Annotated in this window: 14 protein-coding genes; 11 read left to right on the forward strand and 3 right to left on the reverse strand. The window is 71.1% G+C overall.

Features of this window, described 5'->3' with window-relative positions:
- Nucleotides 1-138 precede the first annotated feature (138 nt).
- Nucleotides 139-558, forward strand: a complete 420-nt coding sequence (locus IH09_RS09440; protein WP_052855675.1) for a hypothetical protein — start codon at nt 139-141, stop codon at nt 556-558.
- A 125-nt stretch (nt 559-683) separates the two neighbouring features.
- On the opposite strand, the gene IH09_RS09445 is transcribed toward IH09_RS09440, so the two are convergent.
- A complete protein-coding gene (locus tag IH09_RS09445; RefSeq protein WP_052855676.1) occupies nt 684-2066 on the reverse strand; it encodes a glycine--tRNA ligase in 1383 nt (460 codons plus the stop codon).
- 165 nt (nt 2067-2231) lie between these two features.
- Here IH09_RS09445 and IH09_RS09450 point away from each other — a divergent pair, with 165 nt between their 5' ends.
- From IH09_RS09450 to IH09_RS09465, 4 genes are all read left to right on the forward strand, one after another.
- Nucleotides 2232-3209, forward strand: coding sequence for a metal ABC transporter substrate-binding protein (locus IH09_RS09450; RefSeq protein WP_052855677.1), 978 nt, complete (start codon nt 2232-2234; stop codon nt 3207-3209).
- A 38-nt stretch (nt 3210-3247) separates the two neighbouring features.
- Complete coding sequence (locus tag IH09_RS09455; protein WP_240150885.1) at nt 3248-4015, forward strand: metal ABC transporter ATP-binding protein; 768 nt, start codon at nt 3248-3250, stop codon at nt 4013-4015.
- Nucleotides 4015-4917, forward strand: coding sequence for a metal ABC transporter permease (locus IH09_RS09460; protein ID WP_094795062.1), 903 nt, complete (start codon nt 4015-4017; stop codon nt 4915-4917). The genes IH09_RS09455 and IH09_RS09460 overlap by 1 nt, the downstream gene beginning before the upstream one ends.
- A gap of 165 nt (nt 4918-5082) precedes the next feature.
- On the forward strand, nt 5083-5508 hold the full coding sequence (locus tag IH09_RS09465) for a Fur family transcriptional regulator (protein WP_052855680.1): 426 nt from the start codon (nt 5083-5085) through the stop codon (nt 5506-5508).
- Nucleotides 5509-5991: 483 nt separating this feature from the next.
- Here IH09_RS09465 and IH09_RS09470 read toward each other — a convergent pair whose 3' ends face one another.
- Both IH09_RS09470 and recO read right to left on the reverse strand, forming a co-directional pair.
- The gene (locus IH09_RS09470) at nt 5992-6807 is read right to left on the reverse strand and encodes an isoprenyl transferase (protein WP_052855681.1); all 816 of its coding nucleotides are present in this window, start codon (nt 6805-6807) and stop codon (nt 5992-5994) included.
- A gap of 50 nt (nt 6808-6857) precedes the next feature.
- Nucleotides 6858-7604 carry a DNA repair protein RecO gene (recO, locus tag IH09_RS09475; RefSeq protein WP_052855800.1) on the reverse strand — a complete coding sequence of 249 codons (747 nt, stop codon included), beginning with the start codon at nt 7602-7604 and terminating at the stop codon, nt 6858-6860.
- A gap of 810 nt (nt 7605-8414) precedes the next feature.
- Here recO and IH09_RS09480 point away from each other — a divergent pair.
- The 6 genes from IH09_RS09480 to IH09_RS09505 all read left to right on the forward strand — a co-directional run bounded on the left by IH09_RS09480 (nt 8415) and on the right by IH09_RS09505 (nt 13937).
- Complete coding sequence (locus tag IH09_RS09480) at nt 8415-9869, forward strand: sensor histidine kinase (protein ID WP_052855682.1); 1455 nt, start codon at nt 8415-8417, stop codon at nt 9867-9869.
- Nucleotides 9866-10294, forward strand: a complete 429-nt coding sequence (locus IH09_RS09485; protein ID WP_052855683.1) for a roadblock/LC7 domain-containing protein — start codon at nt 9866-9868, stop codon at nt 10292-10294. Before IH09_RS09480 ends, IH09_RS09485 begins: the two co-directional genes overlap by 4 nt.
- On the forward strand, nt 10291-10650 hold the full coding sequence (locus tag IH09_RS09490) for a DUF742 domain-containing protein (protein ID WP_052855684.1): 360 nt from the start codon (nt 10291-10293) through the stop codon (nt 10648-10650). The genes IH09_RS09485 and IH09_RS09490 overlap by 4 nt, the downstream gene beginning before the upstream one ends.
- 85 nt (nt 10651-10735) lie before the next feature.
- The gene (locus IH09_RS09495; RefSeq protein ID WP_052855801.1) at nt 10736-11308 is read left to right on the forward strand and encodes a GTP-binding protein; all 573 of its coding nucleotides are present in this window, start codon (nt 10736-10738) and stop codon (nt 11306-11308) included.
- Nucleotides 11305-12786: a cytochrome P450 gene (locus tag IH09_RS09500; RefSeq protein ID WP_052855685.1), complete on the forward strand. Its 1482-nt coding sequence runs from the start codon at nt 11305-11307 to the stop codon at nt 12784-12786. Before IH09_RS09495 ends, IH09_RS09500 begins: the two co-directional genes overlap by 4 nt.
- The gene (locus IH09_RS09505; RefSeq protein WP_052855686.1) at nt 12711-13937 is read left to right on the forward strand and encodes a cytochrome P450 family protein; all 1227 of its coding nucleotides are present in this window, start codon (nt 12711-12713) and stop codon (nt 13935-13937) included. The genes IH09_RS09500 and IH09_RS09505 overlap by 76 nt, the downstream gene beginning before the upstream one ends.
- Nucleotides 13938-13950 lie beyond the last annotated feature (13 nt).

Genomic DNA, 13950 nt, shown 5'->3' on the forward strand with positions numbered 1-13950 from the left:
AAGCCAGTGTCCGCACCGGGGGTGTAGCCAGTGCCACCCCAAGTCGGACAACCGCGTTACCGACTTCGGCGGCCCGGATCGGGAGGGTGGTGACGAGCCCGAAAGCCGGGTTCACCCCAGCCGGAAGAGACCCGCGCCATGAGCCTCATCACCCTCACCTCGCCTTGTTCCAGCCGCAGTTACCCCTCGGCCGGCGCCGCCCGCCGGTGGCAGGGACGGCTCCTGACGGGTGCCGGACTGGCCCTGCTGCCGTGGCTTGGCTACCTCGCCGCGACCCTCCCGGCCCGGGAGGCGGTGGCCTGGGTGGCCCTGGACGTGGCGGAGGCGGTCTGCCTGCTGACCGCCGGCACCCGCCTCGTACGCGCCGATCCCCGGCACCGCGCGCCGGCCGCCGCGGCGGCCCTCCTCCTGGTCGCCGACGCCTGCGCCGATGTGGCGCTGGCGGCCCCGGGCCAGGAACTGGCCGGTGCGCTCGCCATGGCCCTCGCCACCGAACTCCCCCTGGCGGCCCTGTGCGGAACGCTCGCCGCGCGGACGGCCGCGCGGCTCTCCGGCTGACCCGGCGGGCGCCCCGGGCCCCGTACACACAGCGCCGGCCGGGCCCGAATCATCGGGCCCGGCCGGCGCTCGTCGTCATACCGGGTGGCGCGTCGCGTGGCCTGTCCGCCGCGCCCCGCGGGGAACTAGCAGCCGAGCAGCCGCGAGCCCAGGTACGCCTGGATCTGGTCCAGGCTGACCCGCTCCTGCTTCATCGTGTCGCGCTCGCGCACCGTGACGGCGTTGTCGTCGAGGGTGTCGAAGTCGACCGTGACGCAGAACGGGGTACCGATCTCGTCCTGGCGGCGGTAGCGGCGGCCGATGGCGCCCGCGTCGTCGAACTCGATGTTCCAGTTCTTGCGCAGGTCCGTCGCCAGGCCCTTCGCCTTCGGCGACAGCTGCGGGTTGCGGGAGAGCGGCAGCACCGCGACCTTGACCGGCGCCAGGCGCGGGTCGAGCCGCATGACCACGCGCTTCTCCATCTTGCCCTTGGCGTTGGGCGCCTCGTCCTCGATGTACGCGTCGAGCATGAAGGCGAGCATCGCGCGGTTCACACCGGCCGCCGGCTCGATGACGTACGGAGTCCAGCGCTCGCCGGCCTCCTGGTCGAAGTAGGAGAGGTCCTGGCCGGACGCCTTGGCGTGCGCGGACAGGTCGTAGTCCGTGCGGTTGGCCACGCCCTCCAGCTCGGAGAACTCGGTGCCGCCGAAGTTGAAGCGGTACTCGATGTCAGCGGTGCGCTTGGAGTAGTGCGAGAGCTTCTCGGCGGGGTGGTCGTACCAGCGGATGTTCTCCTCGCGGATGCCGAGGTCGAGGTACCAGTTCCACCTCTGCTCCATCCAGTACTCCTGCCACTGCTCGTCCTCGCCCGGCTTGACGAAGAACTCCATCTCCATCTGCTCGAACTCACGGGTCCGGAAGATGAAGTTGCCCGGAGTGATCTCGTTCCGGAAGGACTTGCCCATCTGCGCGATACCGAACGGCGGCTTCTTGCGCGAGGTCTGCTGCACCTGGGCGAAGTTGGTGAAGATGCCCTGCGCCGTCTCGGGGCGCAGGTAGGCGACCGAGGCGGTGTCCTGGGACGGGCCGAGGTGGGTGGAGAGCAGGCCGGAGAACTGCTTGGGCTCGGTGAAGGCGCCCTTGTTGCCGCAGTGCGGGCAGTTGAGGTCGGCGAGGCCGTTCGCCGGCAGCTTGCCGTGCTTGGCCTCGTACGCCTCTTCCAGGTGGTCCGCGCGGAAGCGCTTGTGGCAGGAGGTGCACTCGGTGAGCGGGTCGGTGAAGGTGGCGACGTGGCCGGATGCCTGCCACACCTCGGGGGCCAGGATCACCGACGAATCGAGACCGACGACGTCGTCGCGCGAGGTGACCATGGAGCGCCACCACTGGCGCTTGAGGTTCTCCTTGAGCTCCACGCCGAGGGGACCGTAATCCCAGGCGGCACGGGAGCCGCCGTAGATCTCACTGCAGGGGAATACGAAGCCACGGCGCTTGCTCAGGCTGACGATGGTATCGATCTTGTCGGCGGCCACGGTGCTCTCTTCATTACGACGACGAACAGCGAATGGCCCAGGGTACCGGCGGTCGCACCCCCGGGATCAAATCGGTTCCGCACCCGCTCGCCGCGGGCCCCGCGGCCGACCCCCGCCAATATGCTTAGTTGACAATCGTTTCCATCTTTGTTGAAAATGACTGTCATGAACGTACGCCGTCGCATATCCACCGCAGCCCTCGCCGGAGCCTCGATGCTCGGCCTGCTGGCCCTCTCCGCCTGCTCCACCTCCGACGCCAACGGAAGCGGGGGCGGTACCGGGAGCGGCGGCAAGCTCAAGGTGACGGCGTCCTTCTATCCCATGGAGTTCCTCGCCGAGCAGATCGGCGGATCGCATGTCGAGGTGTCCGACCTCACCAAGCCGGGCGTCGAACCGCACGACCTGGACCTCACCCCGAAGCAGATCGCCCAGCTCGGCGAGTCCGACGCGATCGTCTACCTCAAGGGGCTCCAGCCCGCCGTGGACAGCGCCGTCAAGCAGTCCGGCGTGAAAAACATCGCCGACGCCGCCGCCCTGACCACGCTCGAAGAGCACGGCACCGAGGTCGACGGCCACCACCACACGACCGGCGACAACCACTCGCACTCCGAGTCCGAGGCCGGCAAGGACCCGCACATCTGGCTCGACCCGGTGAAGTACGCCGAGGTCGCCAAGGGCGTGAACGCCACCCTCGCCAAGGCCGCCCCGGAGCACAAGGCCGACTTCCAGAAGAACACCGACGCCCTGGTCAAGAAGCTGGACGGCCTGAACACGGCCTTCAAGGACGGTCTGAAGAACCGGACCTCCGACACCTTCGTCACCACCCACGCGGCCTTCGGGTACCTCGCCGAGCGCTACGGCCTCACCGAGGAGGCCATCAGCGGTATCGACCCCGAGTCCGAGCCCAGCGCCAACCGCGTCAAGGAACTGCACGACCTCGCCAAGGAGCACCACGTCTCCACGATCTTCTTCGAGACGATCGCCAACCCGGCCACCGCGAAGGCCCTGGCCGGCGACCTCAACCTCAAGACCGATGTCCTCGACCCGCTCGAAGGCATCACGGACAAGTCCCGCGGCAAGGACTACTTCGGTGTGATGCAGGCCAACCTCGCCGCCCTCCAGAAGGCGCTCGGCACCAAGTGAGCCGGCGCCCGCGGACACCCCACATGACGGAGGCCACCATGGATGAACCGGTCGTCGACCTGCGCGGCGCCACCGCCTCGCTGGGCTCCCGCCCGGTACTGCGCGGGGTCGATCTCACCGTGCACCGCGGCGAGGTCGTCGCCCTGCTCGGCGCCAACGGTTCCGGCAAGTCCACCGCCGTACGGTCGGTGATCGGCCAGGTCCCGCTCACCGGCGGTGCGCTGTCGCTGTTCGGCACGGAGTTCCGGCGCTTCCGGGACTGGGCCAGGATCGGCTACGTCCCGCAGCGCACCACCGCGGCCGGCGGCGTCCCGGCCACCGTCCGCGAGGTCGTCTCGTCCGGCCGGCTGGCCCGTACGAAGCTCGGGGTCCTGCGCAAGGCCGACCGCGCCGCCGTGCACCGCGCGCTGGAGCTGGTCGGGATGGCCGACCGCGCCCGGGACTCCGTCAACGCGCTCTCCGGCGGCCAGCACCAGCGGGTGCTGATAGCCCGCGCGCTGGCCGGCGAACCGGAACTGCTGATCATGGACGAGCCGATGGCCGGCGTCGACCTGGCCAGCCAGGAAGTGCTGGCGAGCGCGGTGCGCGAGCAGGTCGCCGGCGGCGTCACCGTGCTGCTGGTGCTGCACGAGCTGGGCGCGCTGGAGCCCCTCATCGACCGCGCGGTGGTGCTGCGGGACGGCTGCGTCGTCCACGACGGCCCGCCCCCCGAGGCCGTCGGCCAGCACGCGCTGCCCGGCCACGACCATGTCCACCCGCACGCCGACGCGGCCGCGGAACCGATGCGTACAGGACTGCTGACCTGATGGACATCCTGAACTATGCCTTCATGCAGCGGGCCCTGCTCGCCGCCCTGATCGTCGGCGTCACCGCCCCGGCCATCGGCATCTACCTCGTCCAGCGCCGGCAGGCGCTGATGGGCGACGGCATCGGCCATGTCGCGCTCACCGGTGTCGGCCTCGGCTTCCTGCTGAACTTCAGCCCGGTCTGGGTCGCCACCGCCGTCGCCATCGCGGGCTCGCTCGCCATGGAGCTGATCCGCTGGTACGGCAAGACCCGCGGCGACCTCGCGCTGGCGATGCTGTTCTACGGCGGTATGGCGGGCGGTGTGATGCTGATGAACCTCTCCGACGCCGGATCCAACGCCAACCTCAGCACCTATCTCTTCGGCTCGATCAGCACCGTCTCGGCGCAGGACATGACGATGATCTATGTGCTGGCCGCCCTGGTGCTGCTGATCACCATCGGCCTGCGCCGCCAGTTGTTCGCGGTCTGCCAGGACGAGGAGTTCGCCCGCGTCACCGGCCTGCCGGTCCGGCTGCTGAATCTGCTGATCGCGATCACCGCCGCGGTCACCGTCACGGTCGCCATGCGGGTCGTCGGCCTGCTGCTGGTCAGCGCCCTGATGGTGATCCCGGTCGCAACCGCCCAGCAGATCAGCCGCAGCTTCGCGGTGACCTTCGTCGTGTCCATCGCGGTCGGCGTCGCGGTCACCCTCACCGGCACCGCCACCTCGTACTACGTGGACGTGCCGTCCGGCGCGACCATCGTGCTCTTCGCCATCGCCCTGTTCGTCCTGTCCACCGTGCTCGCCGCACCGCTCGCGAGAAGGCGCGCCAAAGCCGCCGCGGGCGCTGCGGGCAGCGCGAAAGGGTGCACTCTGGAAGTACCGGGCAGCCGCACCCCGGCCGACGACGTGAGCGTGTGACCCTGCGGGCCCGGCGCTCCGCGGGGAACCGGGGCGCGGGCCCGGCCCCGGACACGGGAGATAGATGTACCGGTAAGCGTCCCACCCGGTTTCCGGCCATCACCTGGCACAATGGCCGAACGCCCGTCCAGGGGGAAGAAGTCCTGAGGTCTTAGGGAGGCAACGGTGGCGACGAGCGCGGGATCTCCGGTACGCGGCCGGTCGACGCGGCAGCGGACCGCCGTTTCGGCCGCCCTCGACGAGGTCGACGAGTTCCGCAGTGCCCAGGAACTCCACGACATGCTCAAGCACCGGGGCGACTCGGTCGGGCTGACCACCGTCTACCGGACGCTGCAGTCCCTCGCCGACGCGGGCGAGGTCGATGTGCTGCGCACCAGCGACGGCGAGGCGGTCTACCGCCGGTGCAGCTCCGGCGATCACCACCACCATCTGGTGTGCCGGGCCTGCGGCAAGGCCGTCGAGGTCGAGGGCCCCGCGGTCGAGAAGTGGGCCGACCAGATCGCCGCCGAGCACGGCTTCAAGGACGTCGCGCACACCATCGAGATCTTCGGCACCTGCGGCGACTGCGCGGAGTCGGCCGCCGGGGTCTGACCCGGGCCCGTCTGCCGCCCGGCGGGCCCGCACACCGCGGGCCGCCCGCCGGGCGAGACGCCGCGTGCCCGACGCCGCCAGCCGTGCCTCCTGCCCGTGGCGGGCCCATACGTTCACCGTCTCCGGACCCCACCGTTCACCGGCCCGGCGCGCCCCGGCCGGTCCGGAGGTGCGCGCGCTCCGCCGCCGTGGCGCTCGGCTCGACGGACCCGACTCCGGCGGCACCGCCATCGGGACCGCGCCCCGTCCGGCCCCACAACGCCCGGAACGGGACCCACCGGCTCCCCGAGCCGGCCGGCCCCGCTCCGGTGCCCGCACTCCCCCGCCCGCTTCGTGCGTCCGTACGCGTACGGACGCACCCGGCTGTCATACGTGTGCCGTATGCGCATGTCGTATGCGCACCGCGTATGCGTCATGGCGCACGCGTATCCCCTCCTACGCATCGCGCCTGACGCATCGCGGCGTACGGCTGCCGCGGATCGGCTAGTTCCGCGTGGGCTCCGCGTCCGGCGCGGCGCCGAACCTGCGGTCCCGCCTGGCGTATTCGAGGCAGGCGTCCCAGAGATTCCGCCGGTCGAAATCCGGCCACAGAATGTCCTGGAAAACCATCTCGGCGTAGGCGCTCTGCCAGATCAGGTAATTCGACGTGCGCTGCTCACCGGACGGCCGGACGAAGAGATCGACATCCGGCATGTCCGGGTAGTACAGGTATTTCGCGACGGTCTTCTCACTGACCTTCGACGGGTCCAGCTTTCCGGCCCGTACATCCGCCGCGATCGCCGCCGCCGCGTCCGCGATCTCCGCGCGCCCGCCGTAATTGACGCAGAAGTACAGCGTCATCGCGTCGTTGTCCTTGGTCTGCTCCTGCGCGACCTGGAGTTCCTGCACCACGGACTTCCACAGCTTGGGCATCCGGCCGACCCAGCGGATCCGGATTCCCAGTGCGTCCATCTCGTCCCGCCGGCGCCGGATGACATCGCGGTTGAAGTTCATCAGGAAACGCACCTCGTCGGGCGAGCGCTTCCAGTTCTCGGTCGAGAAGGCGTACAGCGAGAGATTCTTCACGCCCATCTCGATACAGCCCTTGAGGACGTCCAGGACGACGCCCTCGCCGACCTTGTGGCCCTCGGTGCGCGGCAGTCCGCGCTCCTTGGCCCACCGGCCGTTGCCGTCCATGACGATCGCCACATGGCCCGGGACCAGCTCACCGGGGATCTTCGGCGGGCGCGCACCGGAAGGGTGCGGCTCGGGCGCCTCGTACTCCCGCCGGTTGCGGCCCAGAATCCCGCGTCGTGCCATCCGCCCACGTCTCCCAATGTCTCTGTCTCGGCCGAGCCGAATGTCCACAGCTATTTCTCTACGTACCGGAGGGAGCGCAGGCCCCGCTCCAGATGCCAGTGCAGATACGCCGCGACGAGCCCGCTGCCCTCCCGGACATGCCGCGCCGCGCAGGCGTCCGCCGCCGCCCAGTCCCCGGTGAGCAGTGCCCCCAGGAGCCCGATGGCTTCAGAGGAGGGTACGACGCTTCCGGGCACCCGGCAGTCACCGCAGACGACACCGCCGGACGCCACCGAGAAGAACCGGTTGGGGCCGGGCAGCCCGCACTTCGCGCAGCTGTCGAAACTCGGCGCGTAGCCGTTCACGGCGAGCGAGCGCAGCAGGAACGCGTCCAGCACCAGATGCGGTGCGTGCTCACCGCGGGCGAGCGTCCGCAGCCCGCCGACCAGCAGCAGATACTGCTGTACGGCGGGCTCGCCCTCATGATCGGTGAACCGCTCGGCGGTCTCCAGCATCGCGGTGCCCGCGGTGTAGCGCGCGTAGTCCGTGACGATCCCGCTGCCGTACGCCGCGATCGTCTCGCTCTGCGTGCACAGCGGCAGAGTGCGCCCGACCAGCTCGGCGCCGCGCGCGAAGAACTGCACGTCGACATGGGAGAACGGCTCCAGCCGCGCCCCGAACTTCGATTTCGTCCGGCGCACCCCGCGGGCCACGGCACGGACCCGCCCGTGGTTCCGGGTGAGCAGCGTGATGATCCGGTCCGCCTCACCCAGCTTCTGGGTGCGCAGCACGATGCCGTCGTCGCGGAACAGACTCATGCGGTCCATTCTTCCGTATGCCCGCGGGCGGGCCGCCCGCAGGCCGACGCACCGCCCGCCCGGGCGCGGACCGCTCCGCAATTTCCCCGCCGCGCCCGCCACTTCCCCGATCCGCCGCCGCGGTCCATTCCTTGCCGCCCGCACGTTCCGCGCGGGCATTCCTCCCCCGTGAGGGTTTTCACCGTTCGTATGCGGAGCGTGACACTGCGGAAGTGATCCGGCGGGGGAATCCGGCTCCGCAATTACCGGACGGACAAAGGAACGGGCCGCTGTCCGGCGCGGCGCGACAGGCCGCCCGATAAGGCGGCCGCGGCGATCAGAATGGCCGGAGCGTACGCCTCCATGGCCGGAACGACGGCGTTGACGCCCTACCCGGGCACGCCACCAACTGCCTGTGTGACGGACGCATTTTCGGGCGGCCGGGCGGCCGCTCCGGCGCTGGCGAAGCGGGCCCGGGAAGCCTACGATCCGCTCAGGACCGCCGCACAGTCGCCGGCGGCGGCCCGCAGCCCTGATCACCTCGGCGGCGGAGGACCACAGGCGATGCGCGCGTACGACCCGAGCACACCCCCGGCACTCCCGGCCGGTGACCCGTCGGTGTGCATAGCCGTTGTCAACGGCGTCTCCTGCCAGGCTCCCTGACCTCCGCCCACTCGGCTCGCGGCCCCGCCACCCGCTCCGGGAGGCGGGGCCGCTTCGCACTTTCGCCCCTCACTCGACGTGCCGCCCCGGTAGCATCCCGTGACATTCGTCGGCATGACACCGTGCCGGCCGGTCGGCTGCTCCCCCTCACCCCCCACGAGGATCTCGATGACACCCATACCGCTAGGGCTGTTGTGGTGCCTGAGCGCTGGTACGGCCGCCGCCCTGATCCTGGCGGCGTCCTTGGTCCGCGTCCGCAGGCAGCGCGCCGGGCTGCGCGCGCGGCTCACCCTGTGCGAAGAGCAGAACACCGCCTCGCTCCACGGCAACACCGAGCTGACGGCCCGGCTGCGTGCGACCGAGGCCGAGATCCGGCACCTGGCCGGGGCCCGGCTGCCCGATCTGGCGATGGCGCTCGCCCATCCGCACGTCCCCGTACGCGGGCTGCTGGACGCGCGGTTCGCCGGCTCGGAGACGGATCACGCGCTGACCGCCGTGCTGGAGCAGGTCAGTGTGGCCGTCGCCAAGGAGCGGCGGCGGGTGGACGCGGCGGCGCAGTCCACGCTGCGGGGCGCGACCACCACCATCCAGGCGCTGCTGTACCAGCTCCAGACGGCGCTCCAGGACATGCAGCACCGCTACGACGACCCGAACGTGGCCCATGACCTGCTGGCCGCGGACTTCCTCAACGAGCAGGCGCTGCGCCGCATCCAGGCCACCGGCGTGGTGTGCGGCGGCTGGCCGGGGCTGACCCGCGAGGACTCCTACCTCGCCGAGCTGGTCGTCGGCGCCGCCTCCCGGCTGCGCGGCTACGAGCGCGTACAGGTCAGCAACCAGCTGCGCGACCCGGTGGCCGTCGTCGCCCGCGCCGTCGAGCCGGTCGCCATCTCGGTCGCCGAACTGCTCGCCAACGGGCTGCACCACTCGCACCACGAACTGCCGGTCACCGTCACGCTCCAGCAGGGCAACCGCGGCGTCTCGGTCATCATCGACGACTACGGCGTGGGCATGCACGGCGACGAACTCAAGCTCGCGAAGCGGCTGCTGTCCGGCGACGAGGACGTGCTGCTCACCGAGCTCGGCGACCCGCCGCGCTCCGGCTTCGCCGCGACCGGTCAGCTGGTGCGGCAGTACGGCTTCGGTGTGCATGTCGAGCCGTCTCCGTACGGCGGGGTGCGGGCCATCGTCTACATCCCGGGCGACCCCCTCCTGACCGTCCTCGACGAGAGCCGAAAACCTATGTCCGTGATGGCTCCGCTGCCGCGCCGCTCCTCCGGTACGCAGGACCGGTCGTCCACGGCGCTGCCGACCCGCCCCACGACGCCCGCCCAGGAGGCGGTACCGGCCGCGGAGACCGTACACGGCACCTCGCCGCCCCCCGCGGTGGCCGCCGCCCCGGTGGAGCAGACCGACACGCCCGACCGCGCCGGGCTCCCGCGCCGGCGGCGCCGTGAGCCCACGACGGAGTTCGAGCAGCGCCCCCCGCACACCGCGCAGGTTCCCCCGCGCTCCCCGGAGGAGTCCGCCTCGCGCTGGGCCGCGCTCCAGCAAGGCACCGAATCCGGGCGGGCCGCGGCCCATTCAGATCCCCCTCGCAGCACCGAAGGGAACCCCCTCTCATGAACAGCACCACTCGCCGCCGTGTCACCGAGGACAAGTCCTGGGTGCTGACCCCTCTCCTGGACCTGCCGCACGTCCACCACGCGGCCGTCATCTCCGGCGACGGCTTCATCGAGGGCTCCTCGCCCGGTCTGAAGCGGGAGTCCGCCGAGGGGGTCGCCGCCATGATGTCCGCGCTCCAGGGGGCCGGCCGCGCGGTCACGGCGGCGTTCTCCGGTCTGCCGGACGCCACCCTGCGGCAGACCGTCATCGAGTCCGAGGAGGGCTGGGTCTTCGCGATCCCCGCGGGCGAGAACACCTGTCTCGCCGTCTTCGCCGGGCCGGAGGTGAATATGGGCGTCGTCGCGCACCACATGCAGATCCAGGTGACGACGCTGGGCACCAAGGTCATGAACAGCCCGGCCCGGGACCTCGGTAACCCGGCATGACCCCGCGCCAGGGCAACAGGCGCCTCGTACCGGCCTATTTGGCGACCGGCGGACGCGCCCGACCCAGCCGCAACACGTTCGACCGGCTCTCCCTGCTCCAGCACGCGGGGATGCCGGTCACCAGCGATGTACGCCCGGAAGAGCACCGCATCCTGGAGCTGTTGCGGCCCGGGGCACTGTCTCTGGCCGAGGTCGCAGCCCACCTCCATCTGCCCGTCAGTGTGGTGAATGTGCTGGTGGCCGACCTGGTCGACGCCGGCCTCCTGCACGCCCGTGTCCCCATTCCCGAAGCCGAGCAACTCGACCGGCACATCCTGGAGAGGGTTCTCGATGGACTCCGCTCTCTCAAGTCCTAATACCCGTACGCCTATCGACGCCGGCCGCCCGCTTCCCGACACCGGTTCACCGCCCGGCTCCGGCGCACATCCCGACACCCACGCCATCTATCTCTCCGGCACCGACCAGACCCTGGTCAAACTCCTGGTCGCGGGGCCGTTCGGGGTCGGCAAGACCACCCTCATCCGAGCCCTGTCGGAGACCCCACCGCTGCACACCGAGGAGGTCATGACGCAGAGCGGGGCGTTCGTCGACGATCTCGCCGGCGTCCGGGAGAAGACCACGACCACCGTCGCCATGGACTTCGGCCGCCTCACGCTCCCCGGGGACCTGGTGCTGTATCTGTTCGGCACCCCGGGGCAGAAGCGGTTCCGGCCCCTGTGGCACGACATCGCCTGCGGGGCGCTGGGCGCCCTGGTCCTCGCGGACACCCGCCGGCTGGCGGACTCCTTCGAGGTGATGGACATCATCGAGGAGGCGGGGCTGCGGTACGCCGTCGCGGTCAACACCTTCCCGGACGCGCCGCAGTACAACGTCGGCATGCTCCGCGACGCGCTCGATCTGCACGCCGAGACGCCGCTCGTCCTGTGCGACGCCCGCGACCGGGGCCAGTCCGTCGACGCCCTGATCGCGCTCGTCGGCCATGTCCTGGCCCATACGCCCCAGGAGACGCCGTGACCTTTCCGCAGCAGCCGGAGGGCACACCCCCGCCGGGCTGCCCGGCGCACGGCGCACCGCAGGCGGGCGCGTACACACCGACGGACGCGTACGCACCGTCCGTCGGTGTGTACGCGCCCGCCGACACCTACGCCCCCACCGACGCGTATCCCCCCGCCGACGGCTATACCGCCACCGACGGCTACCCCCCTGCCGACGCCTATGCCCCGCTGAAGCTCTACGGCCCGGACTTCGCCGCCGATCCGCACCGCTTCTACCAGCATCTGCGCCAGTACGGCGCGCTCGCGCCGGTCGAGATCGCACCGGGGGTGACCGCGATACTCGTCACCGACTACCGGGCGGCGCTCGACCTGTTGCACGACGACAGCACCTGGACGAAGGACTCCCGGGCCTGGATGCGGACCGTCCCGGCCGACTCCCCGATCCTGCCGATGCTGGGCTGGCGGCCGAACGTCTTCTTCAGCGAGGGCGAGGCGCACGACCGCTACCGCGAGGTCATCACCGACAGCTTCGACCTCGTCGAACCGCATGAACTCCGCGCCCGCGTCCGGCTCGCCGCGGACTCGCTGATCCGCCGCTTCGGCTCGGTCGGCGAGGTCGATCTGATCGCCGACTACGCCCGGCTGCTGCCGCTCCTGATGTTCAACGGCCTCTTCGGGCTGCCCGATTCCTACAGCGAACGGTTCATCAGCGCGCTCAGCGGAGTGCTGGAGGGCAACTCCCCCCAGGAGGCCGCCGCGGCCAACGCCGCGTACGAGAAGTACATCGTGGAACTGGTCGGCGCGAAGCGGGCGCAGCGCGGGCCGGATCTGACCTCGTGGTTCATGGACCACCCCCATGGGCTGACCGACGAGGAAGTGATCAACCAGATCATCCTGACGCTGGGCGCGGGCAACGAACCGCTCACCAACCTCATCGGCAACGCGCTCTCCCGCATGCTCTCCGACGACCGCTACTACAGCACCCTGTCGGGCGGCGCGCTGACCGCGCAGGACGCGATCAGCGAAGTGCTCTGGAACGACCCGCCGCTGACGAACTACTCCGCGCACTTCGCCCGCCGCGATGTCTTCTTCCACGGCACCTGGGTACGCGCGGGCCAGTTGGTGATGGTGTCGTACGCCGCCGCCAACACCCAGTTCGGCACCCCGACACTGGAACGGGCCCGGTCGGGCAGCGGTTCGCATCTGTCGTGGGCGGCGGGCCCGCACGGCTGCCCCGTACGGCGGCACGCGCTGCTGATCGCCACCACCGCGATCGAGCGGCTCACCGCCTGGCTCTCCGACATCGAACTCGCCGTCGGCCACGCCGAGCTGGTGTGGCGCAACGGCGCCTTCCACCGGGCCCTGGCGGCCCTGCCGGCCCGGTTCACCCCCATCACTCCCGACCAGGCAGGAGCCACACCATGGGACAGCGGTCCGTCGTCATCGATCCGGTCGGACACGATATCCACGGAGAGGCGGCCCGCCTCCGCGCGCTAGGCCCGGTGGTGCGGGTGGAGCTCCCCGGCGGGGTGGCGGCCTGGTCGGTCACCAGCCACGCCCTGCTCAAGGAGCTGCTGACCGACCCCCGCGTCTCGAAGAACCCGCGCGAGCACTGGCCGGCCTGGCGGCGGGGCGAGGTCCGCGACAGCTGGCTCCAGTCCTGGATCGGCGTGAACAACATGTTCACCGCGTACGGCGCCGACCACCGCAGGCTGCGCAAGCTGATCGCGCCGGCTTTCACGGCGCGCCGTACGGACGCCATGCTGCCGCGCGTCGCGCGCATCACCGCCGCACTCCTCGACGGTCTCGCCGCCCGCCCCGCGGACGCGCCGGTGGACCTCCGCGCGGCCTTCGCCCATCCGCTGCCCATGCAGGTCATCTGCGAACTGTTCGGCGTCCCGGAGGGCGCCGCGCGCGATGCGCTGGCGCGCCTCATGGGGGCGGTCATGGACACCACCGCCACCCCCGAGGAGGCCGCCGCCACCGGCGCCGCCCTGCACCAGGTCCTGACCTCCCTGGTCGCCCTCAAGCGCGCGGAGCCCGCCGACGATCTGACGAGTCTGCTGGTCTCGGCGCGGGACGACGAGGGGCGGCGGATGACCGAACAGGAGCTGCTGGACACCCTGATGCTCGTCATCGGCGCCGGCCACGAGACCACCGTCAACCTCATCGGCAACGCGGTGCACGCCCTGCTCACCCACCCCGGGCAGCTCGATCTGGTCCGGTCGGGCCGGTCGTCCTGGGACGACGTCATCGAGGAGACGCTGCGCTGGGCCCCGAGCATCGCGAGCCTCCCCCTCCGCTTCGCCGTCGAGGACATCGCCGTCCCGGACGGTCCCACCATCCGCAGGGGCGAGGCCATCCTCCCCTCGTACGCGGGCGCCGGCCGCGATCCCGAGCAGTACGGCGACACCGCCGCCCGGTACGACATCCGGCGCACCGGCCAGGAGCACCTCGCCTTCGGCCACGGTGTCCACCACTGCCTCGGTGCCCCGCTGGCCCGGATGGAGGCCCGGACCGCCCTGCCGGCCCTCTTCGCCCGCTTCCCCGGTATCCGGCTCGCCGTCCCCGCCGGGGAGTTGGAGCCCGCGGGCGGATTCATCGCGGGCGGTCTGCGCACCCTGCCCGTACGGCTGGACCGCGCCTGACGCACACGGGGTG

The sequence above is a fragment of the Streptomyces celluloflavus genome (genome assembly GCA_000720995.1).
Lineage (GTDB): Bacteria > Actinomycetota > Actinomycetes > Streptomycetales > Streptomycetaceae > Streptomyces > Streptomyces celluloflavus.

Coding starts and splice junctions, on each gene's coding strand:
- IH09_RS09490 (WP_052855684.1), top strand. CDS start 10,291: ATGACCCCGCGCCAGGGCAACAGGCGCCTCGTACCGGCCTATTTGGCG.
- IH09_RS09455 (WP_240150885.1), top strand. CDS start 3,248: ATGGATGAACCGGTCGTCGACCTGCGCGGCGCCACCGCCTCGCTGGGC.
- IH09_RS09480 (WP_052855682.1), top strand. CDS start 8,415: ATGACACCCATACCGCTAGGGCTGTTGTGGTGCCTGAGCGCTGGTACG.
- IH09_RS09440 (WP_052855675.1), top strand. CDS start 139: ATGAGCCTCATCACCCTCACCTCGCCTTGTTCCAGCCGCAGTTACCCC.
- IH09_RS09470 (WP_052855681.1), bottom strand. CDS start 6,807: ATGGCACGACGCGGGATTCTGGGCCGCAACCGGCGGGAGTACGAGGCG.
- IH09_RS09460 (WP_094795062.1), top strand. CDS start 4,015: ATGGACATCCTGAACTATGCCTTCATGCAGCGGGCCCTGCTCGCCGCC.
- recO (WP_052855800.1), bottom strand. CDS start 7,604: ATGAGTCTGTTCCGCGACGACGGCATCGTGCTGCGCACCCAGAAGCTG.
- IH09_RS09485 (WP_052855683.1), top strand. CDS start 9,866: ATGAACAGCACCACTCGCCGCCGTGTCACCGAGGACAAGTCCTGGGTG.
- IH09_RS09450 (WP_052855677.1), top strand. CDS start 2,232: ATGAACGTACGCCGTCGCATATCCACCGCAGCCCTCGCCGGAGCCTCG.
- IH09_RS09505 (WP_052855686.1), top strand. CDS start 12,711: ATGGGACAGCGGTCCGTCGTCATCGATCCGGTCGGACACGATATCCAC.